The sequence below is a fragment of the Bacillus cereus group sp. BfR-BA-01492 genome, from assembly GCF_022662815.1.
Taxonomy (GTDB): domain Bacteria; phylum Bacillota; class Bacilli; order Bacillales; family Bacillaceae_G; genus Bacillus_A; species Bacillus_A cereus_BD.
Genome location: NZ_JAKUEH010000012.1, coordinates 60,611 through 83,176 on the forward strand (window position 1 = coordinate 60,611; position 22,566 = coordinate 83,176).

Here is a 22,566-nt window from a genome sequence, read left to right on the forward strand (position 1 = left end):
TCCTCACGTAATAGAACGAATGCGCGGATCAATCATACGATGAATGATATCCGTAACGAAAATGCATATAATGAGCAGTGCACTATAAAAAATAGTGGTTCCCATGATAACTGGATAATCTCGGTTAAAAATACTATCTACAAAATATTTTCCTAACCCTGGAATGGAAAATATTTTCTCAATCACGAATGTTCCTGTTAACAAACCAGCCATAAGTGGTCCGACAAAAGTAAGAACCGGAACAATCGCATTTCGAAGCGCATGTCTTATAATAATTGCTCGAATCGGTATTCCTTTTGCACGTGCTAGTTTAATATACTCACTTTGTAAAACTTCAATCATATTCGAACGAACAAATCTTGTAATAACGGCAATCGGCCCAAGCGCTAACGCAAAGGAAGGTAATATAGTATGAGCAAATGTTCCCCAAGAGGCAACCGGAAGCAACTCAAGCTGAATTGCAAACAACTGAATAAATAACGGCGCTAAGATGAAACTTGGGATTGAGATCCCTAAAATCGCCAGTAGACTCACACTATAGTCAATTATTTTCCCATGATATAAAGCCGCAAACGTTCCAGCTGCAATTCCAACTAACAACGAAATAACAAATGCTTGTAATCCAATAACAGCAGATGGACCAAAGCCAGTTGTTATGATTTCTGCTACTCCTTGACCCGTGGACTGAACAGATTCTCCAAAGTCAAAATGAATAACCCCTTCCAAGTAAGCTACATATTGATTCCATAAAGGTTCATCGAGGTGATATTTAGCCCTCATATTTTGGACAACTTCCTCAGGAAAAATCTTTGCATCTGATGAAAACGGATCACCAGGTATAATATGCATAATTAAAAAAGTAGCTGTAATAATAACCCATAGTGTAAACACCATAACTGATAGTTTTTTTACAACATACACCAATATAACCCCCTAAACACATAAATTTACCTTGTTTTATTCGCAAATTTTTGCCAATTCCTCTCCTTATCCCGCAATATAAAAAGCCTTGATCTTAAAAAATAAGATCAAGGCTTTTTAATCTATTCTATGCCTATCACTTATCTTTCAAGCTTTGGTTGCTTGCTGGAATTAGCACGGTATTCTTCTTTCAGAACCCGCTGCTGAGGTTTCATAGGGCCAGTCCCTCTACCTCTCTGGATAAGTAAATTACTATATTATTCTGTAGTTCGAATTGTATATTTTGAATTATAATTCTGAAAAAACAAAAAGTCAATCCAAATGGATATTTTTAGAAAAATCAGTTTTTGCATTTTTACTTAATAGGAATATCTATCTTTCCATTCTATCGACGTTTCGACAAGAAATAATCTGCCATACACAAAACTAACCTTGCAATATGCAAGGTTAGTTTTGTGCTTCTTTTTGAAAACGTTTATAGTATGTAGAAGCTGTTGAAAAATGAACTTCTATATCACGAATTAATGATGAGTCTTCTTCTTTTGCTAATTGATCTAGCTTTTTCATCGCTTGTTCTGTTTCGTTTAAGAACCCTACATATAACTTATGCTCTTGTTCTTTTGACTTTGGTACGCGAATTTCTGTGCGAATATGCTCAATGTCTTCTAACATGCTCTTTGTTACTTTCTGAACATCTTCTTTAAATTGCTTGTTGGATATCGATTTCCCGCCTTTTTCCTTCGCTTGTCCCCATAATTGCAAAGATTGATTTAATTCCTTATTCATTTTCTCATCATACTTTTCATGTACACCTTGATATACCTTCATAGCTTCTTTTTCATCTGCTGATTGTTGCACATTTTCTTTTGTTTCCTTTGTATGTTGATTTCCACCGCACCCTGCTAAAAGCAGCATGCTCCCAAGTAAGGCTATGCCCCATATTTTCTTCATCTTTTACTCTCCTTTTATCTACCTGACAATCTTTCTATAGAAACTTACGTCATATCTCCACTTGTTATTATAACGAGAACACTTCACACTTTGCACTTTTGACCGTCATTTTCTATGCACATACCATCATTTTTGTCACAGTATCGTCACTTTATGCAGCCAATCTCACCATAGTTATCATGCGAAAAGAGGTGATTCAATTTATGTTTGAATCACCTCTTTTTTATGCGTCTATATCTTGTTTTTCCTGCAATACAAGTTTTCTTTCACTAGGCTTTGCCATGAGTAAATAACATAAAACGGCGCCTACTTCACATAACGCAATAACAACACCCATAGGAAACGCTGTATTACTTCCCCCGATACCTACTAAAGGTGCAACAAGTGCCCCGGAGATAAATTGTAGTAGACCAAGTAATGCAGAAGCTGTTCCAGCCGCTTGTTTTTGATTTCTCATCGCAAGCGAAAAACCTGTTGTTGATACAACGCCGACACTCGACACAACAAGAAATAAAGAACATAATACACCGATTAATCCGATTCCAAATACAATCGTAAGTAGTAAGGAAATGCCTCCAACAGCCGCAATTCCAATACCTACTACAAATAGTGTTTTTTCACTTAACTTTCCTGCCAAGCGGCCCGTAATTTGACTAGCAATAATAATACCGATTCCGTTAATCGCAAAAAATAAGCTAAATGCTTGTGGCGATGCTCCATATATATTTTGCAGCACAAACGGCGATCCAGAAATATAGGCAAACATCGCCGCTGAAACAAATCCCTGTGATACGGCATATCCCATAAATAAGCGGTCTTTCAATAACTTCCCATATATCGATAGCGTCCCTGCTAATCCGCCTGTTACTCTTTCTTCAAATGGCAGTGTCTCATGTAGTACAAAAACAGCTGATATTAACATACAGATACTGATTGCACCAAGAACAATAAACACACCATGCCACGAAGTAAATTGCAACAATTGTCCACCAATAATAGGTGCCAAAATCGGTGCTACTCCATTTACTAACATAAGCAATGAAAAGAACTTTGTCATCTCAGGACCTGCATACATATCACGTACCATCGCACGCGATATGACAATACCCGCTGAACCTGACGCTCCTTGTAGAAATCGTAACAGAACTAGAGTCCAAATAGATGGAGCAACCGCACAAAGTAAAGAAGATACAACATAAATAATAAGGGCAATAATTAAAGGTTTACGCCGTCCATAAATATCACTAATGGAGCCAACAAATAATTGCCCTACTGAAAGCCCCAGTAAACATGCTGTTAATGTAAGCTGAGCAAGGGAGGCACTCGTTTGCAAATCCCCCATTAATTTTGGCAATGAAGGCAAGTACATATCAATAGATAATGGGCCAATTGCTGTGAGTGTCCCTAAAACAATAATCATCCAAAACCTGTTTGTTTTTACAGGCTTATATACACCATGATTCATTTCATTCACTTGTAACATTCATCCTTTCTACTATAAATATAAGATAAAATTGATATATTTCAAACAAACGTAACAATTATAGTTACATCAATAAAGATACGTCAAGTATATGCTACTTTCCTTTTTATAACATAAAAAAGCGATAGAAAATCTATCGCTCTACTTTTTTAAATTTTCATTTGTGAATTTAGATACTGAAGACATCGTTTCCCCTGTGTCCAAATACGTCATTTTAATGGAATCTCCTACTTCAGTAAACATCGCATACGGGAAGTCTTTTGCAGAAACCATAAATACTTTGTTCTCATTTTCTAATAAGATGAAGACAAGCGTATTTTCTCCCGATTTCTCCTTATAAACACGCTGTACAATCCCTTCTTTTTGAGCTTCTTTCCCGCTAGAAGTCGGACGGAATGAACCTCCACTTCCAGTTAGCACACTCTTATATTTCTCTAGTGCTTCTTTTTGAGTGGAACCTGTCGCAAATATTTTTGCATTGGAAGCATAAATCACTGTATGTGCTCGCACTAAACCGCCATCATCAATAACAGGCACGATCCAAGAAGGCTTCCCATACACGTTATAAATAACCGGCATCGTTCCGTGCCATTTCTCTCTCTTAAAAGAATTATCTACTACCTCTGTCGCAGCTGAGCCATCCATAATTCCTTTTACTTCTTTTCCATTATAGTAATACAGCTTCCCTGTACGTGCATCTACTAAAGAATAACCTAAAGCAGAATCGACCCCTTCTTTTGGAGAAGTAAAATCAGTAAAGTAATATAATGTTCCGTCCTTCCCAAAGATTGGTGTTACTCCTTCTTTTGTTCCCCATTCAGTTGGAATCTTCACATCACTTTGAGAAAATTTCGTATTCCAAAAACCATGCACAAACTTACCGAAGTACGTATTTAATATGGATGCCGTTTCATGATTTAACACACCATCAATAAATTTAGGTGCTTTTCCTTTATCATATCGCTTTACATCACCTGTTTGTGCATCCACAACGACAACGCCTTTTACTTCAAATCCAGATCGCCCAGAAATAAATTCACCGTATGTCATTGTATAATACGGTTTTCCTTTATCATCTATTTCAAACTTCGGTTTCCCTTTAAAAATAAGATTTGGCTCTGCCTTTCGAACAACACGTTCTAAATGATTACCAAAAAACATACTTGGTACATATTTCATTTTATACCCAAGATGTAATTTCGCCTCCGCATCAGGATTTGTACCTGACATCGTCACGTAACCAGGAATCGTTCCTGCCTTACGTGCCTTAAAAAATCCTGAAACCTCAATTGGAGCCACATACAAAGCTTTCCCATCTACCATTTGTGGAGTAAGTTCTCCTAATTCAAAGTAGGCTACTTTTGGAATATCACCAAATACCTTCTTCATCTTATTTTCCGCTGTTTTCGGTGGAACGGTAAACGGCTGATCATTTTCTGTGAAAGGCTCTGAAATATCTTTTTCTACCTTTATAACAGAATCATATTTATTTTGTGAGATTACGATATCATGTACATAAGTAAAATAACCGTAAGCTAAAAGTAAAACTAGCATTACACTTGCTTTCACCTTAACTTCTAATCTCCCTCTTCTACCTTGCAACACGAGAACCATTCCAATGAGTACTGCAATAACAACCGTGTAATGCGTAAGAATCGAGTCTACACGGTCATCGATTAGCCAAAAATATTCATAGATTGCAATGCCAATCCAAAGAAAAACGGGAATGGCTAAAACAGGTGCAGCCTTCTTTTTTATAACTGTCTCAGAATCTTTTTTATCCACGGTACGAAGTGCTTTTCTCCCTCTTGTCCATGGAATTAAAAATAATGTAAGAATCACTAAAACTAAAAATTTAATCAAAGGCAATATCCCCTTTTCTTTTGTTATTCCTTTCAGTATAACAAATTAAGGAAATGTGAAAATCAAAACTTTAGATATATACAAAAAAAGACTGCCTATCAATGAATTTGATAGGCAGCCTCTTTTCATTTCTTATTTATAAAATTTTACGCGATTTTCTAATGGTTGGAATTCTTTTTCTCCAGCTGGTGCTACTGGTTTACCAAATGGCATTTGTGCAATGAGTTTCCAGCTTCCTGGAACATTCCATTCTTTTTTCACTTCATCATCAATTAATGGATTATAGTGCTGTAGTGTTGCACCGAATCCTTCGATTTCTAATGCTGTCCAAATGGCAAATTGTAACATACCTGATGATTGCTCAGACCATTTTGGGAAATTGTCTTTATATAATGCAAATTGTTCTTGAAGCCCTTCCACTACTTTGCTGTCTTCAAAGAATAAAACAGTTCCATAACCGCTTTTAAATGCGTTCATTTTTTCTTCAGTTGCTCCAAAATTGTTTTCAGGAACAATTTTTCGCAATGTTTCTTTTGTCAGATCCCATAATTTATCATGCTGTTCTCCTAGTAAAACAACAACACGTGCACTTTGAGAGTTAAAAGCTGAAGGTGTATGCTTTACAGCGTGCTGAATTACCTCTTGAATTTTTTCGTCAGAAACTACTTGTTCTTTACTAATTGCATAAACAGATCTTCTGTCTTCAATTGCTGTATAAAAATCTTTTGCCATCTTAAGTCCCTCCAATTTTTATCTTAAAGCTAAAAAATATGTAGATTAATACTAAAAATAAATTACTTATTAATAGTAAGTTTATAATTTAATTATATATACAAACAAAAATAAAATCAAGTTATAAAACCCATTCTTTTTGTCTATTTATTAAAATAACAAAACCCGTAGAGTAAAGAAATCATCTCTGCGGGCTTGTTATTTCAAGAGGATTGACCCTCTTTCATTTTTTATCCCACATTAACGGGCAGTAAGACTCCCACCTCAAGATTCAGAGAGAAGCAAAGAAGATAGGTGGGAGATTAACTGCCCGTAACAGCCCGATTGGTGAGGGCTCATAATCAGTGGGGGATGAAAAAAACCCCCACTGATTAAAGTTTCACTTTATAAATCAACCACGTCCAGCTTGGAATGATGGATATAGAGTCATTCCGCCATCAGCAAATAATGTAATTCCTGTTACATAGCTAGCTTGCTCGGAAGCTAACCACGCTGCAACCGCAGCAATTTCTTCTGATTCTCCAATATGTCCCATCGGAACCATGCTTTCAACATCTGCACGTTTTTCTGGATCTGCAAATTTTTCAGCATTAATTGGTGTATTGATTGCACCTGGACCAATAGCGTTTACACGAATTCCTTTTGGTGCATATTCTAAAGCTAGCGTTTCTGTCATTAACTTCACGCCACCTTTACTTGCTGCATAGTGTACAAATAATGGCCATGGAATTTGTTCATGAACACTAGACATGTTAATAACGCTACCCTTAATATCGTGCTCAACAAAATATTTAATTGCTTCTCGGCTTCCTAAGAAAGCACCTGTTAAATTCGTATCAATTACTCTCTGCCAATCGCTTAGCGGCATTTCATGGGAAGCCACTGGATTTTCAATACCAGCATTATTGATCATGATATTTAATGTTCCAAACTCTTTCACTGCTGCCTGAACCAGATGAATCATATCTGATTCCACTCTGACATCCCCTTGTACAGCAATAGCTTCTCCTCCTGCTTTTTTAACTGCCTCTACTACTTCATTTGCTTCTGCTTCATTTGAATAATAGTTAACGACAACTTTTGCTTTTTCCTCTCCAAAACGAATTGCCATCGCTCTTCCTAATCCTGTTGATGCACCTGTAATAACAACTACTTTTCCTTTTAAATCTGTATACATAATATATTCCTCCTTTTTATCCTTTCGCGATTCCTAACATAATTCCAGCTGCGACAATGAAAATAATTCCAATGATAATCGCAATGAATTGCTGTTTTGTTTTCTTCTCACCTAAAATGAAAATTCCACCTAAAGTTGAGATCACAATCCCCATTTGAGAAAGGGAAAAACTTGTCGCTACCCCTACCCGTGGCTGCGAAATAAATAAAAACATATTTCCAGCTGCCCAAATTAAACCAGGTATAATATTGCGAACTGCATATTTATTAAACGGTTTATGTTTGAATGTTAATACAATTCCGCCTAATACCATTCCTATTGCTTGCGGCAATAACGCGGACCATCCATCTACATTAAGTAAACGTATGATCACGACATATACTAAATAGCCAAATGTAGAAACGAGTAAAATCAAAATACCTTTTTTAAAATTCCCTGCTTGTTCTGCATTCTTTTCTTCTTTACTTGGTAACGATGTGAGAACGATTCCAACAATGATAGAAATAAGTGCAAGAACACCTAATATAACAGACATTGTTGTTGACCATTCATGGAATACAATCACCCCGAATAAAGTAGCTGACACCAATTGCAATCCTGTTGAAATAGGCATTGTTTTAGAAACTCCCATTAAATCAACACTTTTCAATTGATTCGCTTGTCCTAATGCCCAAAATAAACCTGATACAATTCCTACTCCAATCACCAAAGGTGTTAACGTAGGCTGAACAAAAATATAAATACCTATGGAGAAAATCAGTGCGCCAAGAGTCGTTCCAAGTATTTGACTATACGGCCCACCACCAAGTTTAACGTTAAATAGCACAATACTTCCCCAAAACAGCGCTGGTAAAATTGCTAACAAAATATCCATTGTTCCAAACCTTTCTAGATGAAGTTTCATCTTTGTTTTCTATACCTCATAAAAGAGGAGAGTTTAATTTTTCTATATAAAGAAAAATGCTAAAAACTTTTTTTCAATACTTTTTATCTCTTTATCTTGTTATTTGTGTCTCTTTGCAATTAGAAAGAGCGAGGAAATTTTTTCTTCACTGACTCCAAATAAGACAACGATGATCTGTTTCATTCCTCCCTTAAATAGAAAACATTTGTTTAAAACACTTCCTTATCATAATCTAAAAACAAATGTTTATCTAATAACTTTTTTATAGTTTAGTTACTTTATGTAACCAATAATAACTTTACGCGAATCCTTTGTCAATAAATATTTGGTGGTAATAAAATCCAAACCACATATAAAGTGTGCACATTCAAATCAAATGCCTATTTTCATTTCAGTCCTTTCTACTATATTGCTAAAACATATACTTTTTCTTCAAATAAAAAACCGCCCTCTAAATGTCCATATTAAAAATACAAATTTGGGCGTTGTTTTTGTTTCTATTATCTTTTTCTTATTTTCCAGCACCGTTACTATCCATTTCACTTGATGCTTTGCTGCAGTTTCCCTTTGTTAACATCTGTCATTATTGATATAATTTCAGAAGCATATATAAATTTTGGTTACCATGAATACATAAGAAACTTACTATCATAAACTACGTGTAAGGTGGTGTGAGAAATGAAGGAACAACCTGATGTGGGGTCTAAATTAAAAAATAGTTTCGAACTAATCGGAAAAAGATGGACGGGATTAATTATTTATGTGTTAATGAGTGGTCCGAAACGCTTTAGTGACATTCATGCAACAATTCCAGATTTAAGTAAGCGCATGCTAACAGAAAGAATGAAGGAACTTGAGGATAATGGCATCGTCATTCGCCGCGCAACAGAGGAACGTCCTGTACGAATAGAATATCTATTAACAAAAAAGGGAATTGAACTAGGGAAAATTCTTGGTCCGATTAATCAATGGGCTGAAAGCTGGATGCAAGAGTAAGGAATATATGCACAAAATCATATAGCTTTTTCAATGGGTCCAATCATTGGACAATACCTATAAAAGAACTTACACTGTTGAATATAAAAATTGACCCCGTTTTAGAAAGGAAGGAATAAATGGCAAATCTTCTTTATATTACAGCACATCCGTTTGATGAAACTCGGTCATACAGTATGGAAGTCGGGAAAGTATTCCTTGAATCATATAAAGAACTACATCCCAATGATGAAATTGTTCATCTTGATTTATACAAGGCGGATATTCCTTACCTTGATACTGATGTATTCAATGGTTGGGAAAAGCTCCGATTAGGCATACCACTTCATGAGTTATCACCAATTGAAATTTCAAAAGTTGGACGTCTAGCTGAACTAGGTGGACAATTTATTTTGGCGGACAAGTATGTATTTGTCACACCGATGTGGAATTTCTCTATTCCAGCTATTTTGAAAACATATCTTGACGCTGTAGCTGTATCTGGGAAAACGTTTAAATATACAAAACAAGGTGCAACCGGACTATTAACAGGAAAAAAAGCACTACACATTCAAGCACGCGGTGATATTTATTCGGAAGAACCAGAAGCACATAAAGAAATGGGACACCGTTATTTACAAGTGATGATGGAATTTTTCGGAACCTCTTTCTTTGAAGGAATATTTATCGAGGGACATAATAAATATCCAGAGAAAGCAGAAGAAATTAAAGAAAATGCTATGAAAAGAGCGAAAGAAGTCGCACGCTATTTTTAACTTTGTTTAAGAGGAGAACGTTTAAAAGTTCCCCTCTTAAGTAGAGTTTCACCTTTTTTCATTCTCGTTTCCCAACACTAATGAAATCCATAAACATATCTGATTTAAGAAAGCGGTCCATTAAAAATCATTCCGCCCCCATTTATTTTAATAATTTTAAGGCGATTCGTATTTTTAATGAATATTGTTTTATATTGCTTTTGGCCATCCTTATCAAGAATGTGAAGAACACGTTTCCCCTCGTTATCTGTTACCGTTTGAAAGTTATAATCTTCGTTGCCAATTTGTTCAACAATCTTATTATATTCAGGTAATGAAGCCCACTTCTCATGATTTTCATTTTCTTTCGGATTGTTTTCGGATTGTTCTTTCGGCTCTTCCTCCTTTACTTGCTCTGCCGTTTGTTCATCTTTTGTTTGGTCTATATCTTTCTTCTCTTGTTGTGAGGACTCCTCTTTTTTCACTGTAACATCATGATTGTCTTTAGCTGTTTCCGCACGGTTGCAAGCTGTTAACACTGTTAACATAGCAATTAAGGCAAGAATGATCTTATACACTATTTTTCAGCTCCTTTTTTATTTCATTGTAACAACAAATGCTTCTTATTATCTAGAAACTCATTCACAAAACATGCCTCTCAACTAAATATGTAATGATATAACACCAAAATGAATATACCCGTCCCCTTCCAGCCTATGCCACCTACTAAATCTACTTTTACTCCATCATTTAGAGAGCCTGTAGGGTTATGTTTTCATTCTTTTTGCCTTAAGTGTTCTCTTTTTTCCTTTGAATCCATGTCATCCCCCCACGGTTCATTCATCCTTTGCTTCATTATATATATTTAGGATTCATTTTATATTCCCTTCATTTTCTTAAGGGATAAAGTGAAACTTTAATCTAATAGGGGAGTTTCCTCCTCCCTCGCTGATGATGAGCCCTTACTAATTGAGCTGTTACTTACTTTTTTCTGAATCTTGAGGTGGACCTAAAATGGCGAGAGAAAGAAAAGCAGTAGGTTAATGGTGACTAACAATCTAAAAGAGGGAGTTATTATGTTTGGTACTGTAAGAACTATGAGGCTATTTTATAAGAATTTCTCGATTTTATTGACATAGACTTTAAAAGAAAATAACTTCTCTGTCTGAACATCCTGCAATAATGAACTACTGACATACAAGGGGTTCCACAACCCAAAATGTTCAGTCCAAATGCAAAGAGAGGGTTACATTCAAAAAATAAATTTGTAGAAAGATTAAGGCACAAAACATGATAGATACATACAATATTTCATAATCATAGGAATATATAGGAGGTTTTTTATGGGTTATAATAAAAAATCGAATCCACCAGATCCTTGTAAAAAATTTTGGCCGCCTTATGTTTCTTCTTGTGATACTAGCAATTGTTGTACACCTATCTTCTTGTCACTCTCTCAACAACAAGACTTATTACAAATCATAAACTTGTTAAATCATGCTATTCTTTCCTTTTTCACAACCCCAAACCCAACAACGGCACAAGCACTTCAATCTGCCTTACAGTCATTATACGATTTATTAGCAGCAGTAAAACCAAATACTCCCCAACAAAGTTTAGTTCTACAAACCATCCAACAACTAATCCGTTCCTTACTCACTGCCTCTCTCACTCAAATCTCAGCATTATTTAAATTTCTATTTCAAAACTTATCTTTACTTGTTGGTTGTTCAAATATATCGAATACTTCATTGCATCAAATATTTGAATTGATTTTACAAGGAATCTTAAACAGTTCACTCATAAATAGTACGGGGCCAACTGGACCGACCGGTGCTACAGGACCGACTGGAGCTACGGGACCAACCGGTGCTACGGGACCGACCGGTGCTACGGGATCCACCGGTGCTACGGGACCAACCGGTGCTACGGGACCGACCGGTGCTACGGGATCCACCGGTGCTACGGGACCAACCGGTGCTACGGGACCGACCGGTGCTACGGGATCCACCGGAGTTACGGGGCCGACCGGAATTACGGGACCGACCGGTGCTACGGGATTCACCGGAATTACGGGGCCGACCGGAATTACGGGACCGACCGGCGCTACGGGATCCACCGGAATTACAGGACCAACCGGCGCTACGGGATCCACCGGAATTACGGGGCCAACCGGAACAACAGGATCCACCGGAATTACGGGACCGACCGGTGCTACGGGATTCACCGGAATTACGGGGCCAACCGGAACAACAGGATCCACCGGAATTACGGGACCGACCGGCGCTACAGGATTGACCGGAATTACGGGGCCGACTGGACCAACTGGACCAACTGGACCAACTGGACCGACTGGGCCGACTGGGCCGACTGGGCCGACTGGGCCGACGTGTAATTTTCTTGTTTATGTCACCAATGCAGGAGCTATGGGTGATCCAGCAAATGATACCGTATCTGTCATTCATTCAGTAACAAATACGGTAACCGCTACAATTCCTGTAGGAGATGCGCCCCTTGAAGTAGCGGTTTCACCAGATGGAACAAGAGCTTATGTTTCAAACATTTTCTCTAATACAGTCTCCGTTATTGATACTACTACCAATGCAGTTATTGCTACGGTTGCCGTTGGAGAAGATCCACTTGGTGTAGCAATTTCTCCAAACGGAGCAACTGCTTATATTTCAAATCATGGCACCAATACCGTTTCCGTTATTGATACTGCTACCAATACCGTGATTGGTACAATTATCGTTGGGAATGCTCCACAAGGAATCGCTTTTTCTCCAGATGGTACTCGTGCTTACGTGGCAAACGAATTAGATGATACAGTCTCCGTTATTGATACTACTACCAACACCACTATTGCTACGATTGCCGTTGGAGATCGTCCTAGATCTATCATCCTTACACCAGATGGAACTCGTGCTTATGTTACAAATCAAGGTAATGATATAACCTTAACTGATACAGTCTCCGTCATTGATACTGCTACCAATACGGTTATCAATACCATTGACGTGGGGAACGCTCCTGTCGGTGCAGACATTACACCAGATGGAACTCTTATTTACATTGTAAATAAAGAGAGTAACAATGTATCCGTTATTGATACTGCTACGAATACAGTAATTGCTACTATCCCTGTTGGACTATCACCTGACCAAGTAGCTATTTTGCCAGATGGATCTCTTGCCTATGTTACAAATCAAGGTGATGATACAGTCTCGGTTATTGATACTACTACCAATACGGTTAGTAATATCATTCCAGTAGATGATGCCCCAACTGGTATTGCAACTGGAACGGTTTGCGAATAACACTAAGATTTTAGAAGACATCATCCGATAATGAAAAAAGTCCAAACGAGCAAATTACTAGTCTTACATTAAAATCTTTCAAATTCTCATGTACTATACAAAACAATAATTTTCTCCCTCTAAGACTAGATCTACAACTGAACAACAAAAAAATTTATTTTTATAAAAGGTGAACCACTTCCTAAAAATTGAAGATTCAGCAATTTTTCCAACTAACTTTCCATCAATATCTCCCAAATTAGGTATCCAACCCGTGACTCCTAATACAATGAAAAATAGCTGTGACAATAAAAATTAAATTATAATATTAGTATGAATCTTATCATGTTAAGTATCTACGGTTTATCATCTGAACCTCAATCTTATTTTTAATTTTAAAAATACCCCTTTAGATAGGATGATCTAAAGGGGTAAAATAGTACGACTTTATTTTTAAAACTACAGCAACTATTGGTTTAAAAAATTCGTTCAAAAACATTGATCTTGCTATTTTAGAGCAATAACAGCCCAAATGGTGAGGGCTCATAATCAGTGGAGAATGAAGCTCCTCGATAAAAGATTCATTAAAAAATGTCTTACTTTGCTTATTATGAGAAGATATCCTCTTCTTTCGATTAACGTGCCGTATAGCCACCATCAACAAGAAGGGTTGTACCATTCACAAAGCTAGCGTCGTCACTTGCTAAAAATAGGACAGCTTTAGCTATTTCCTCTGGTTTTCCAAGTCTACCTTGTGGATGAAGAGAACTTAAATATTCTTTCTTTTGAGGATCAACACTTGCAAGTAAAGGAGTATCAATATACCCAGGGCAAACCGCATTAACACGAATGCCATCTTTCGCATAAGCAGTACATAAGTTTTGAGTTAATAGCTTCACACCACCTTTTGCAGACGAATAAGCTGTTGGAGCTGGTAATGAAACAAAACTATGAATGGAACCAGCATTAACAATGACACCGCCTGTTCCTTGTTTAAGAAACTGTTCAATTGAATATTTATCAGAAAGAAACACTCCTGACAAGTTAATGTCAATAATTCTTTTCCATTTTTCATAGGATAATTCATTTGCTGGTGCATCATCAGCAATACCAGCATTTGCATACATAATATCTAACTTACCGTATGTATTCACGGTTTCATGAATCATCTGTTTTACATCTTCTTCTTTTGTTACGTCCGTTTTAACAAATAACGTATTATATCCATTCGCATTTAATTCTTCTGATAAATCTTTACCACGTTCTGAAAAATCAGCAATAACTACCTTTGCTCCTTCTTCAACAAACAGGCGAACAGTCGCTTCACCAATTCCACTTGCGCCACCTGTTACAATTGCTACTTTATCTTTTAATCTCATCGCAATCTCTCCATTCTCTTCCTTTTAAACATTCTTACATTTATCTAGCTGCTCCACCATCAATTACAAATTCTGCACTTATCGAGTAATCCGATTATACCGCTAGTTTTTTTACTGATCCTTGCATACTCACCTGTTATAATAGCTACTTTATTTTCTAGCCCATAACAAAGTACGCATCATTACAACGATGTTTATAGTGTAAAATAAAGAATCTTTTTGATCATTTATAATCAGATTCAAAAAGATTCACTAAGCTATACTCTTCCATTTTACTGCTTTCATTTTGAAATACTATCCTATAAGATGCTGTATAATAATAAGATAAACATCCTCCATTTATAGGGTTATTTTATGTAAAGGAGAAAAAGTTCTTATGACTCAACCATTTCATCCTTATGAAGGCATTACGTTTCAAGAATTTGTATTGTTTATTAAAACTCATCGCAAACAGATCGAAGAAAATATAAATATCTACCTCAATCTAGAACCTTCCATTTCCGAGTCAGATCGAAACATAACTGATGTGTTGCTACATTCATTTTTTCAGACTTTACATCTCTCGAATATGGAAGATATAAACGAAGATTATACGAATCACTTAGATACTTGGCTGCAATCCCAGTTATCGATTTTAAATATGAAAAGTTTTAACCTGTTTCAATTGATTTTCAAAAAAGCTTTGATCACACTCATGATTCAAATAAAATATGACAGAATGATTGCTATACTAATGTTTTTATTATCCATCTTCACTCACCTTGTCCATCGTTATAACAATTGGATAGATGAAAATATAACAGACCTTACTCAGAAACATTCCCATAACAATAAGGAGCTTAAAAAACTCCAATCGTTGGACAAATTAAATAAACTCCTTATTCGCTCTTCAGGAGTTCAAAATCTAGCCTATATATTAAAAAAATGTGAAGAGTATTTTCATTATAAACGATGTGTTTTTTACGCTTATGTCCCTTGGTCAAATCAATTCTATGGTGTGATTGGCGCAGAGCTTCCAAAAGTACAGAGTATGAAAGGACAGCTTAATGAGCAGAATACTGTTTTTCACTTCAAAAAACCTATTTATCTAAAAAAACCGAAAAACTATATAAAAGAGGAACATATACAATTATTTAATCTATCTTCCATCATCTTTATACCGATTACCTATCAAGACCAATTGTTTGGATGGCTTACTTTTGATCAGTTAGGAGAAGAATTTGACTGTTCGAAAGATGAGTTAGATTTACTCGAACAAGTAGGAAAACGTCTCGGCTTATTTTTATCGAGAAAAGGTGAAAAAGTACAAAAAACTTCAGAGATTCACTTAACAGAAAGAGAATCCACAATTCTTGATTTACTAGCAGAAGGGTACGACAATAAAAAAATAGGCGGATTATTGTTCTTAAGTGAGCATACAGTAAGAGATTATGTAAGCAGTTTAATGACCAAACTAAAAGCAAAGAATCGCACACAAGTCGTCGCTTCTGCTTTTCGATTAGGGTTATTACATTGATTCATAACTACTCAGCCACCCTAAGTTGTTAATGGTTTAGCACTTTAATGCTCATATTCACCTCCACAAATCAATCCGAATACCCTTAAGTAAACGATCATAAAAAAAGGGTTATCAAGACCTTAATCGTAAAAAGTCAAAAAATAAAGATCGATATATATTAGACATAACTAATATATATCGATCTTTTACTTCTTTTCCTAAATCGTGTCCTTTAACGGGACAACTATGATATCACTCAACAGTTCTTTAATCCAAATTATTGTTACTATTGTTGATTTGAAATAAAGTACATATTTCGGAAATTAAAAACTTGATTCTAGTACGTTAAAGGTTGCAATTAAAATGAATATTTATGTTACATGAATCGTGTAAAAATTATATAGGCAAATATGTAATATTGCATATTCAATTTCAAAATTAAAAACACCCTCCTTCCTTAAGTGAAATTATGTTAACATTCAGAGATTAATATCATTTTATCGTTATATTAATCTATTTTAGGAGGAAATTAGAATTACTATGGAGACCATTATCAACAGCCACATGGATTAATGAATATAAGAAAAAAGGGTGGGTTAAAGTTTACCGATTAAGTAATAATAGTTTAGCAAGACAGGCCGCATCTTGGGCTGATAGAAATTACTATTCTACTACAGGAAGTGCTAAACAAAATATTTTTCCTAGATATGGAATAGATCATCATTTATATAGTAAGAATCCTACCTATTGTTTTAAAATCGTTTATCAAGCTTACTATTATGGTACTGGATCAGCTCCAGTAATGATTCCTTCGAGTGGATTTGTAGCTCCATATGGTTTAATCGATAAATTTCAAATGAAACCTAGCTTAGTTAAAACATACAATTAAAAGGGGTTAATATGTCCAAAAAAATGATTATTTTACTAGTTTTGTTACTATCACTAGGAGTCATTTTTTCTTATTTCTCATATCATCGTTACAAAGCTTCAAATTCTATTCATGAATACATGGATAAACAGGGTATTAAGAAAGAAGATATAGTGATTGAAGACTTTAATAAAGATTGGAAGCAAGGTGGTTATTGGTATTGTGTATTTATAAAAGGAGAAGATTCCAATATTTATTATCAGTATCAATACCAAGATGGAGTAGTTTATTTTTCTGCTTATCATAGCAAAGCAGATGTTATTCAGAAGAAAATATGGGGTGGTAATGGACTTACCTCAAAAGAATTAAAAGATTTAAAATATCCACCTTTAAAGTGATAAATAAAAAAGTCGATTCCTTATAGGGTTATCACTAATCAAATATCTGAACGTGAGTTTTATGTCTTTTGCTTGACGGAACCTCCTTTAGACAATGTGTATCTAAAAGGATAAACGGTACGACTTTATTGCCATTCCATAGTAGAAATAAATAGCCATTCTATTATTGTATAAAAGAGCCGACACTGAATATTTTTAGAGTCGGCTCTTTTCTTTAGATACTACAGAAACTTTATTTATTTTTAAAAAACATCGTAACTTTATTTCAAATCACAACATGTAAAATAACAATATAGCCATGTAAATTAGATTGTTTATTCGGCCCGAATTATTTAATTTTTCGTTGCCTTATTATCCCAATAACAATTGGAATAACTGTCCCGATTGTTGAATAATTCTATTTTTATCTAATACTCTACACCCTATAAATAATCCAGGCTATTCAAAATCAGGAGAATTCCAACTATACACATAATCCACGAAAGAGCCGATCCTGTATGATTAGCGATTTTCACTCGAAGCTTCTCGAGAGATGTTTGCATTCGCCTTCCAAACAGGAGATAGAAGAGAAACAGCACAAGGGAAGGAAACACCATAATAAAGTTGTATCCAGCTAAAATAGAAGACCATTCCACCCACGATAGATTAGAAGTAGTCATTATGCCAATTGCTGCAAAATAAGGAAGTGCAGTACCTACTTCAATGAATGAAGTAGTGAATCCTAGAGCTACCATTGAAAGAATACTTTTTGATTTTGGTACAGGTAGGTCTGAACTTTTCTTTGTTGGAACATAAAAACTCGCTATGAACAATATTACCCCAATAATAAAGAACGCCCAGCTTACGATTCGATTTTGAAATACGCCAGAAATCATCTCAAGCAAGAAATCTAACCCTAACATGAGTGAAACTCCAACAGCAAAATAAAATCCTGCTACCGTCAATACATAAACCAATAAACGTTTAGTAAGTTTCTCTTTATCTGTTAAAAGCAAATATACTGTTACCCCTAATGTGGCTGGGCTTAGCGTATCCAATAAAGCCAATCCCCCTATTAGGAGAAGTAGTTCTGTACTCATCCTTCTTTCCCCCTTATTCCGGTTGGGGATTATTCTTTTCAGCGATAAAAATGGCATATGCCTGATCCATAAACTCAAGCACATCTTGGTCAATTGGATATAATCTCAGTTTCTCTGATTGTTTTGGCGACATCCTTATTTCCCAAAGCTTATCTAAAAATTCATCCTCACCTTCAAATTCCTCTAAGCGCTTTTCATCCATTCTTCTAATGACATTTTGGACTTTGGTTGCTTTTGGACCATCCTTCATATAACGCTTTAACTGACCTATCAAAGCAATCCATTCTAGTGAATCAGCGTTCTCACTTGTCATATTGGGAACCTTTTCCCATAGTTTCATTTCTCTGTCTTTAAATACAGATTCAAGATAATATTGCTGTATTTCTTTATCTTTTTTACTAGATAGTTGCATAATCTTCTGAATCGCAGCCCAGTTTTCTTCTCCTTCTATCGCGATTCCATGTATCATTTCACGTAAGGATAACTCTATTCTCTTTAAATTTTCCTGTTCTTTTATTACAAAAGATAATTGTCTCCTTAAACTATCTGACCAATCCCATGCACTGGAAGCAAGCATATTCTTAATCTCATGTAACGAAAATCCAACCTTTTTTAAAAATTGAACCTGCTGTAATTTTTTTATTTCTTCATTCGTATATAAACGATGGCCACCCTCTGTTTTGGACGCAGGTTTTAATAATCCGATTTGATCATAGTAACGCAGTGTTCTTACTGTAACACCTGTCAGCTCCCCAACCTTATTAATGTGTATCAACGGATAAACCTACCTTTCTGTACGTTATCGTTAACCATTATTTTATTCATTCCACATTTATTCTTCTTTACCAAAAAAATTTTTAATTAAGTATCCTGCTCCTAAGCCAATCAGTACACCAGGAAATGCATGATCCAATGTCAGTCCGATACCTGCACCTATAATGACACACCCATAAATAATAATATCTCCCTGTTTCATCTAAAAACCTCCTATTCTCCTAATCCCTTTTATCTAAGTATCTCTAAATATATAAATACAAATTAAAAAACGATATAAAGCTCTTCTTTTTAGGCGGAGAGTGCATTCGTTCATGTATAGAAGCGATTAGATCCTTTTTCCGTACCCCATACCAAGAGAAAAAACAAGTGTAGGTTATCTTTTGTTATCCATAGCTGCAACTTATATGTCGAAAGACAATATGGATATATATAGTAGTTATTGAACAGTATATAAAATGACGCAACGTAAACTTCAAGGCTTTTTAATTTTTATTAACAAATTTATATAAAATTTGATTTTAAGGCGGTCTCCACGTTTTGTCCCATCGTTACTTCCTGTCCCATATATGTGCTGAAGTTTTTGAAGGAAATCGTGTTTGATAAATGTCGAAATCACAATGGTGATGTAAAGCCCTTTTCTTACAAAAACATCTGCTATGCCTAAAAAAATTTTTGATTCGGTATGCTAACATTAATAAAAAAAGAATAATAGTTCTTTTTTTATAAAAAATATCATTTAATATGTAAGCTAATTACTTTCATTCGTTACCTTATCATAATATAATATTTATGTTCATTAAATATTATATTCGTTAATAAAGGGGACATCGATATGAACTATAAAAATATTACTGTTGCTGGTAGCGGCGTTTTAGGTAGTCAAATTGCGTTTCAAACAGCTTTTAAAGGATTCCATGTATTTGTATATGACATCAATGATGAAGCATTAGAACGTGCTAAAAAACACTTCAATCAATTAATGATGAACTATCAGAAAGATTTAAATGCGACAGAGGAAGATGTACGTGTAGCTTATAACCGTCTTTCTTTTACCTCTGATTTAGCAACAGCAGTTGCAGATGCTGATCTTGTGATTGAAGCAATACCAGAAGTCGCTCAAATTAAAACGGATTTTTACACGAAGCTAGGAAATTTAGCACCTGAGAAAACTATTTTTACAACGAACACTTCTACATTGTTACCAAGCCAGTTTGCAGAAGCAACAGGACGCCCAGAGAAATTTTTAGCTTTACACTTCGCTAATGAAATTTGGAAAAATAACACAGCCGAAGTTATGAGACATCCAAAAACAGATATGAAAGTATTTGATGAAGTAATCGAATTTGCAAAAGCTATTGGAATGGTTGCTTTACCTTTACACAAAGAACAACCAGGTTATATTTTAAATTCTTTATTAGTTCCATTTTTAGAGGCAGCTCAGATGCTTTTATTAAACGAAGTAGCTGATCCAGAAACAATTGATAAAACATGGATGGTTGCAACAGGAGCACCAAACGGCCCATTTGCAATTTTAGATATAGTAGGAATTACTACCGCTTATAATATTTCATATGAAAAAGGAAAAGCAGGGGACAAAAAATCTGAAAAACTAGCTAAACTCTTAAAAACCGAGTACATCGATAAAGGAAAACTTGGAATCGCAACTGGAGAAGGATTCTATAAATATTCAAACTCTCAAGACAAGACATCCGTTCGTTAAAGATGAATGAACTAGTATTGTATAAAACAAGATATTAACAAAAATAGAAGAAGTCCCATAAGTATTTTAACCTGTGGGACTCCTTCTATTTTTTGTTCTCTATAACAGTGATCTCTTTTGATCTCACCATATCAAAAAGAAAATTGTAAGCAAGCTGTTATAAGCTGAGCCTGATGACGATGTAGCGGTACTTCTTAATTGAAAAGATAAAGCATGGTATCTTTTTTTAGAAACATCGCGACTTTCTTTCAAATCTACAAGAGAGGAAACACCTTAAATATTTAGCCACAGTTTATAATCTACACCAATCCCTAAACCTCGACCTTGTTTCATCCACTTTTCAACTTCAGATGTTCTTTTTCTTTTGGACATAAAAACGAGGCTGGGACATAACTAGCTTCAATTTTGCGCCCTGAGAAGACAGATTGCGTGTAGGCACATAAGATAATTTTAAGCATCATGCGTGGATGGTAGGCAGGACAGCCCTCTTTTCAAAGGAATGGTTCAAACGCTTCGGGCGGTATACTTTCAACTAAATGGTGGACATGGAAGGCAATATCATTCTTTTTTAACTTCACTTCTAAATCTAAAGACAAAACGAATTGGTTCATGTTATAATTTTTAAACATAAGGATCCCTCTTTCTGTATTATTTTGTTTTGGTGACTTAATTTTATCAGAAATGGTCCTTATTTTTTATGAAAAAAATTTCAACGGCTTTTTAGTTTAGAGATGGGTTTTGTCCCAGCCCCTATTTTTAATTATTTAAGCTTGTAAAATGTTTCGTATTTCTTCTATCCGTAAATTTGTAAACTTTGCAATATCTTCTATTGGCATTCCGTTTTTGTACATACCACGAATAAGCTGCATTTTTCCTTTTTCAATGCCCTTTTCAATCCCTTTTTGTTCTGCATACGCAAATTTTGCGGCTTCATCCATCAACACTTTTTCCCTTGCTTCATACGCTTTTCGGAAAGAAGAATCTTGACTCATACGTTCCCATTTATTCATCGCTTTTTTTAAAATTGGGTCTTGGTTCATCGCAATATCCTCCAATGTTTGGGTTAAATGTTCATCTTCATTCGCTGGAAGTAATAATAACCAGCGAACAAACGAATCTTCCCAAGGATTAACTTGTTCATTCCGCCATTGTTGCATTAATTTTGGAATTTCCACGATATGAATTTCAATATCATCACTTAACTTCTTTTGTTGCTGTTTATTCCACAATATTCCTGTCGTGTAAAACACTTCATATTCTGGGAACATCACAAAATTTAATAAATTAATCGTAATTGTTTTGTGAAGAGAACTATATGGCATTCCCTTTTGTAGTTGGGATGTATATAGCCTTCCCCAGTAGTATAAACTTCTCTTCATCATGTCATGATTGTTATTCAGCTGTATTTCTACATTTACCTTTGTTCCCGTATCTAATGTAGCAGAAATATCTAAAATCGATAATTTATCCTCTTCATGTTCTCGATGCAAATGTGGATCTTCTAATTGTAACGAAACAATGGGGGATTCTAAAGAATCTTGTAACATCGCATTTAAAAAAGCAATGAGAATATCTTCATTTCCACTTGTGCCAAATAATTGTTTAAAAGCAAAATCAATGCGTAAATTCACTAATTGTTGGTTGGACATGGGTTTTCCTCTCCCCATCTCATATGATATTTTTCTTTCATTGTACATAAAAAAGTGATACATATGCAAATAAGCCCTTATGTCAACATACATGAGGGAATAATAGGGTTGCTATCATAGACCACAAAGTATAATACAACA

General features: G+C 35.3%; 20 protein-coding genes, 2 pseudogenes and 1 riboswitch. Of the genes and pseudogenes, 6 read left to right on the top strand and 16 right to left on the bottom strand.

Annotated elements, in window-relative coordinates:
- Window positions 1-3 precede the first annotated feature (3 nt).
- The 7 genes from MR063_RS15330 to MR063_RS15360 all read right to left on the bottom strand — a co-directional run bounded on the left by MR063_RS15330 (window position 4) and on the right by MR063_RS15360 (window position 8,001).
- Window positions 4-921 carry an ABC transporter permease gene (locus MR063_RS15330; RefSeq protein ID WP_242199134.1) on the bottom strand — a complete coding sequence of 306 codons (918 nt, stop codon included), beginning with the start codon at window positions 919-921 and terminating at the stop codon, window positions 4-6.
- Window positions 922-1,058: 137 nt separating this feature from the next.
- A riboswitch (SAM riboswitch) is annotated at window positions 1,059-1,168 on the bottom strand.
- Window positions 1,169-1,368: 200 nt separating this feature from the next.
- Window positions 1,369-1,872, bottom strand: a complete 504-nt coding sequence (locus MR063_RS15335) for a hypothetical protein (protein ID WP_242199137.1) — start codon at window positions 1,870-1,872, stop codon at window positions 1,369-1,371.
- A gap of 223 nt (window positions 1,873-2,095) precedes the next feature.
- Window positions 2,096-3,355: a multidrug effflux MFS transporter gene (locus MR063_RS15340; RefSeq protein ID WP_242199138.1), complete on the bottom strand. Its 1,260-nt coding sequence runs from the start codon at window positions 3,353-3,355 to the stop codon at window positions 2,096-2,098.
- 141 nt (window positions 3,356-3,496) lie between these two features.
- Complete coding sequence (locus MR063_RS15345) at window positions 3,497-5,215, bottom strand: DUF3981 domain-containing protein (RefSeq protein WP_242199198.1); 1,719 nt, start codon at window positions 5,213-5,215, stop codon at window positions 3,497-3,499.
- Between the two features lie 135 nt (window positions 5,216-5,350).
- Window positions 5,351-5,950 carry a nitroreductase family protein gene (locus MR063_RS15350; protein ID WP_242145397.1) on the bottom strand — a complete coding sequence of 200 codons (600 nt, stop codon included), beginning with the start codon at window positions 5,948-5,950 and terminating at the stop codon, window positions 5,351-5,353.
- A 391-nt stretch (window positions 5,951-6,341) separates the two neighbouring features.
- On the bottom strand, window positions 6,342-7,127 hold the full coding sequence (gdh, locus tag MR063_RS15355; protein ID WP_242145398.1) for a glucose 1-dehydrogenase: 786 nt from the start codon (window positions 7,125-7,127) through the stop codon (window positions 6,342-6,344).
- A 16-nt stretch (window positions 7,128-7,143) separates the two neighbouring features.
- On the bottom strand, window positions 7,144-8,001 hold the full coding sequence (locus MR063_RS15360; RefSeq protein ID WP_242145426.1) for a RhaT/GlcU family sugar-proton symporter: 858 nt from the start codon (window positions 7,999-8,001) through the stop codon (window positions 7,144-7,146).
- 708 nt (window positions 8,002-8,709) lie between these two features.
- Here MR063_RS15360 and MR063_RS15365 point away from each other — a divergent pair.
- Together MR063_RS15365 and MR063_RS15370 are read left to right on the top strand one after the other, a co-directional pair.
- Entirely contained in the window at window positions 8,710-9,027 is a 318-nt protein-coding gene (locus tag MR063_RS15365; protein WP_242145399.1) for a winged helix-turn-helix transcriptional regulator, read from the top strand.
- Between the two features lie 119 nt (window positions 9,028-9,146).
- Entirely contained in the window at window positions 9,147-9,782 is a 636-nt protein-coding gene (locus MR063_RS15370; RefSeq protein ID WP_242199139.1) for an FMN-dependent NADH-azoreductase, read from the top strand.
- A gap of 104 nt (window positions 9,783-9,886) precedes the next feature.
- On the opposite strand, the gene MR063_RS15375 is transcribed toward MR063_RS15370, so the two are convergent.
- Both MR063_RS15375 and MR063_RS15380 read right to left on the bottom strand, forming a co-directional pair.
- Complete coding sequence (locus tag MR063_RS15375) at window positions 9,887-10,339, bottom strand: hypothetical protein (protein ID WP_242199140.1); 453 nt, start codon at window positions 10,337-10,339, stop codon at window positions 9,887-9,889.
- An 80-nt stretch (window positions 10,340-10,419) separates the two neighbouring features.
- Window positions 10,420-10,581 (bottom strand): annotated as a pseudogene (locus MR063_RS15380) (DUF6366 family protein).
- A gap of 523 nt (window positions 10,582-11,104) precedes the next feature.
- On the opposite strand from MR063_RS15380, the gene MR063_RS15385 reads away from it, so the two are divergent.
- Window positions 11,105-13,078 (top strand): beta-propeller fold lactonase family protein, encoded by a 1,974-nt coding sequence (locus MR063_RS15385; RefSeq protein ID WP_242199141.1) that lies wholly within the window; start codon window positions 11,105-11,107, stop codon window positions 13,076-13,078.
- 93 nt (window positions 13,079-13,171) lie between these two features.
- Here MR063_RS15385 and MR063_RS15390 read toward each other — a convergent pair whose 3' ends face one another.
- Both MR063_RS15390 and MR063_RS15395 read right to left on the bottom strand, forming a co-directional pair.
- Window positions 13,172-13,366: a YfzA family protein gene (locus tag MR063_RS15390; protein WP_277927889.1), complete on the bottom strand. Its 195-nt coding sequence runs from the start codon at window positions 13,364-13,366 to the stop codon at window positions 13,172-13,174.
- 326 nt (window positions 13,367-13,692) lie between these two features.
- The gene (locus tag MR063_RS15395; RefSeq protein ID WP_242199143.1) at window positions 13,693-14,436 is read right to left on the bottom strand and encodes an SDR family NAD(P)-dependent oxidoreductase; all 744 of its coding nucleotides are present in this window, start codon (window positions 14,434-14,436) and stop codon (window positions 13,693-13,695) included.
- Between the two features lie 376 nt (window positions 14,437-14,812).
- Between MR063_RS15395 and MR063_RS15400 the strand changes: the two genes are divergently transcribed.
- Together MR063_RS15400 and MR063_RS15405 are read left to right on the top strand one after the other, a co-directional pair.
- Window positions 14,813-15,952 (top strand): LuxR C-terminal-related transcriptional regulator, encoded by a 1,140-nt coding sequence (locus MR063_RS15400; protein WP_242199144.1) that lies wholly within the window; start codon window positions 14,813-14,815, stop codon window positions 15,950-15,952.
- Window positions 15,953-16,834: 882 nt separating this feature from the next.
- On the top strand, window positions 16,835-17,200 hold the full coding sequence (locus MR063_RS15405) for a DUF3139 domain-containing protein (RefSeq protein ID WP_242199145.1): 366 nt from the start codon (window positions 16,835-16,837) through the stop codon (window positions 17,198-17,200).
- Between the two features lie 422 nt (window positions 17,201-17,622).
- Here MR063_RS15405 and MR063_RS15410 read toward each other — a convergent pair whose 3' ends face one another.
- The 3 genes from MR063_RS15410 to MR063_RS15420 are packed head-to-tail and all read right to left on the bottom strand — an operon-like array spanning window position 17,623 to window position 19,255.
- Entirely contained in the window at window positions 17,623-18,279 is a 657-nt protein-coding gene (locus MR063_RS15410) for a GAP family protein (protein WP_242199146.1), read from the bottom strand.
- 13 nt (window positions 18,280-18,292) lie between these two features.
- The gene (locus MR063_RS15415; protein ID WP_242199147.1) at window positions 18,293-19,054 is read right to left on the bottom strand and encodes a MerR family transcriptional regulator; all 762 of its coding nucleotides are present in this window, start codon (window positions 19,052-19,054) and stop codon (window positions 18,293-18,295) included.
- 57 nt (window positions 19,055-19,111) lie between these two features.
- Window positions 19,112-19,255: a hypothetical protein gene (locus MR063_RS15420; RefSeq protein WP_242145406.1), complete on the bottom strand. Its 144-nt coding sequence runs from the start codon at window positions 19,253-19,255 to the stop codon at window positions 19,112-19,114.
- A 633-nt stretch (window positions 19,256-19,888) separates the two neighbouring features.
- Here MR063_RS15420 and MR063_RS15425 point away from each other — a divergent pair.
- Window positions 19,889-20,776, top strand: a complete 888-nt coding sequence (locus tag MR063_RS15425; protein ID WP_242199148.1) for a 3-hydroxyacyl-CoA dehydrogenase — start codon at window positions 19,889-19,891, stop codon at window positions 20,774-20,776.
- A 395-nt stretch (window positions 20,777-21,171) separates the two neighbouring features.
- Here MR063_RS15425 and MR063_RS22205 read toward each other — a convergent pair.
- Window positions 21,172-21,405: pseudogene (locus tag MR063_RS22205) on the bottom strand (transposase); the annotation flags it as partial.
- A 135-nt stretch (window positions 21,406-21,540) separates the two neighbouring features.
- Window positions 21,541-22,425 carry an Rpn family recombination-promoting nuclease/putative transposase gene (locus MR063_RS15435; RefSeq protein ID WP_242199150.1) on the bottom strand — a complete coding sequence of 295 codons (885 nt, stop codon included), beginning with the start codon at window positions 22,423-22,425 and terminating at the stop codon, window positions 21,541-21,543.
- Window positions 22,426-22,566 lie beyond the last annotated feature (141 nt).

Coding starts and splice junctions, on each gene's coding strand:
- MR063_RS15335 (WP_242199137.1), bottom strand. CDS start 1,872: ATGAAGAAAATATGGGGCATAGCCTTACTTGGGAGCATGCTGCTTTTA.
- MR063_RS15340 (WP_242199138.1), bottom strand. CDS start 3,355: ATGTTACAAGTGAATGAAATGAATCATGGTGTATATAAGCCTGTAAAA.
- MR063_RS15350 (WP_242145397.1), bottom strand. CDS start 5,950: ATGGCAAAAGATTTTTATACAGCAATTGAAGACAGAAGATCTGTTTAT.
- gdh (WP_242145398.1), bottom strand. CDS start 7,127: ATGTATACAGATTTAAAAGGAAAAGTAGTTGTTATTACAGGTGCATCA.
- MR063_RS15360 (WP_242145426.1), bottom strand. CDS start 8,001: ATGGATATTTTGTTAGCAATTTTACCAGCGCTGTTTTGGGGAAGTATT.
- MR063_RS15365 (WP_242145399.1), top strand. CDS start 8,710: ATGAAGGAACAACCTGATGTGGGGTCTAAATTAAAAAATAGTTTCGAA.
- MR063_RS15370 (WP_242199139.1), top strand. CDS start 9,147: ATGGCAAATCTTCTTTATATTACAGCACATCCGTTTGATGAAACTCGG.
- MR063_RS15385 (WP_242199141.1), top strand. CDS start 11,105: ATGGGTTATAATAAAAAATCGAATCCACCAGATCCTTGTAAAAAATTT.
- MR063_RS15395 (WP_242199143.1), bottom strand. CDS start 14,436: ATGAGATTAAAAGATAAAGTAGCAATTGTAACAGGTGGCGCAAGTGGA.
- MR063_RS15400 (WP_242199144.1), top strand. CDS start 14,813: ATGACTCAACCATTTCATCCTTATGAAGGCATTACGTTTCAAGAATTT.
- MR063_RS15405 (WP_242199145.1), top strand. CDS start 16,835: ATGTCCAAAAAAATGATTATTTTACTAGTTTTGTTACTATCACTAGGA.
- MR063_RS15410 (WP_242199146.1), bottom strand. CDS start 18,279: ATGAGTACAGAACTACTTCTCCTAATAGGGGGATTGGCTTTATTGGAT.
- MR063_RS15420 (WP_242145406.1), bottom strand. CDS start 19,255: ATGAAACAGGGAGATATTATTATTTATGGGTGTGTCATTATAGGTGCA.
- MR063_RS15425 (WP_242199148.1), top strand. CDS start 19,889: ATGAACTATAAAAATATTACTGTTGCTGGTAGCGGCGTTTTAGGTAGT.
- MR063_RS15435 (WP_242199150.1), bottom strand. CDS start 22,425: ATGTCCAACCAACAATTAGTGAATTTACGCATTGATTTTGCTTTTAAA.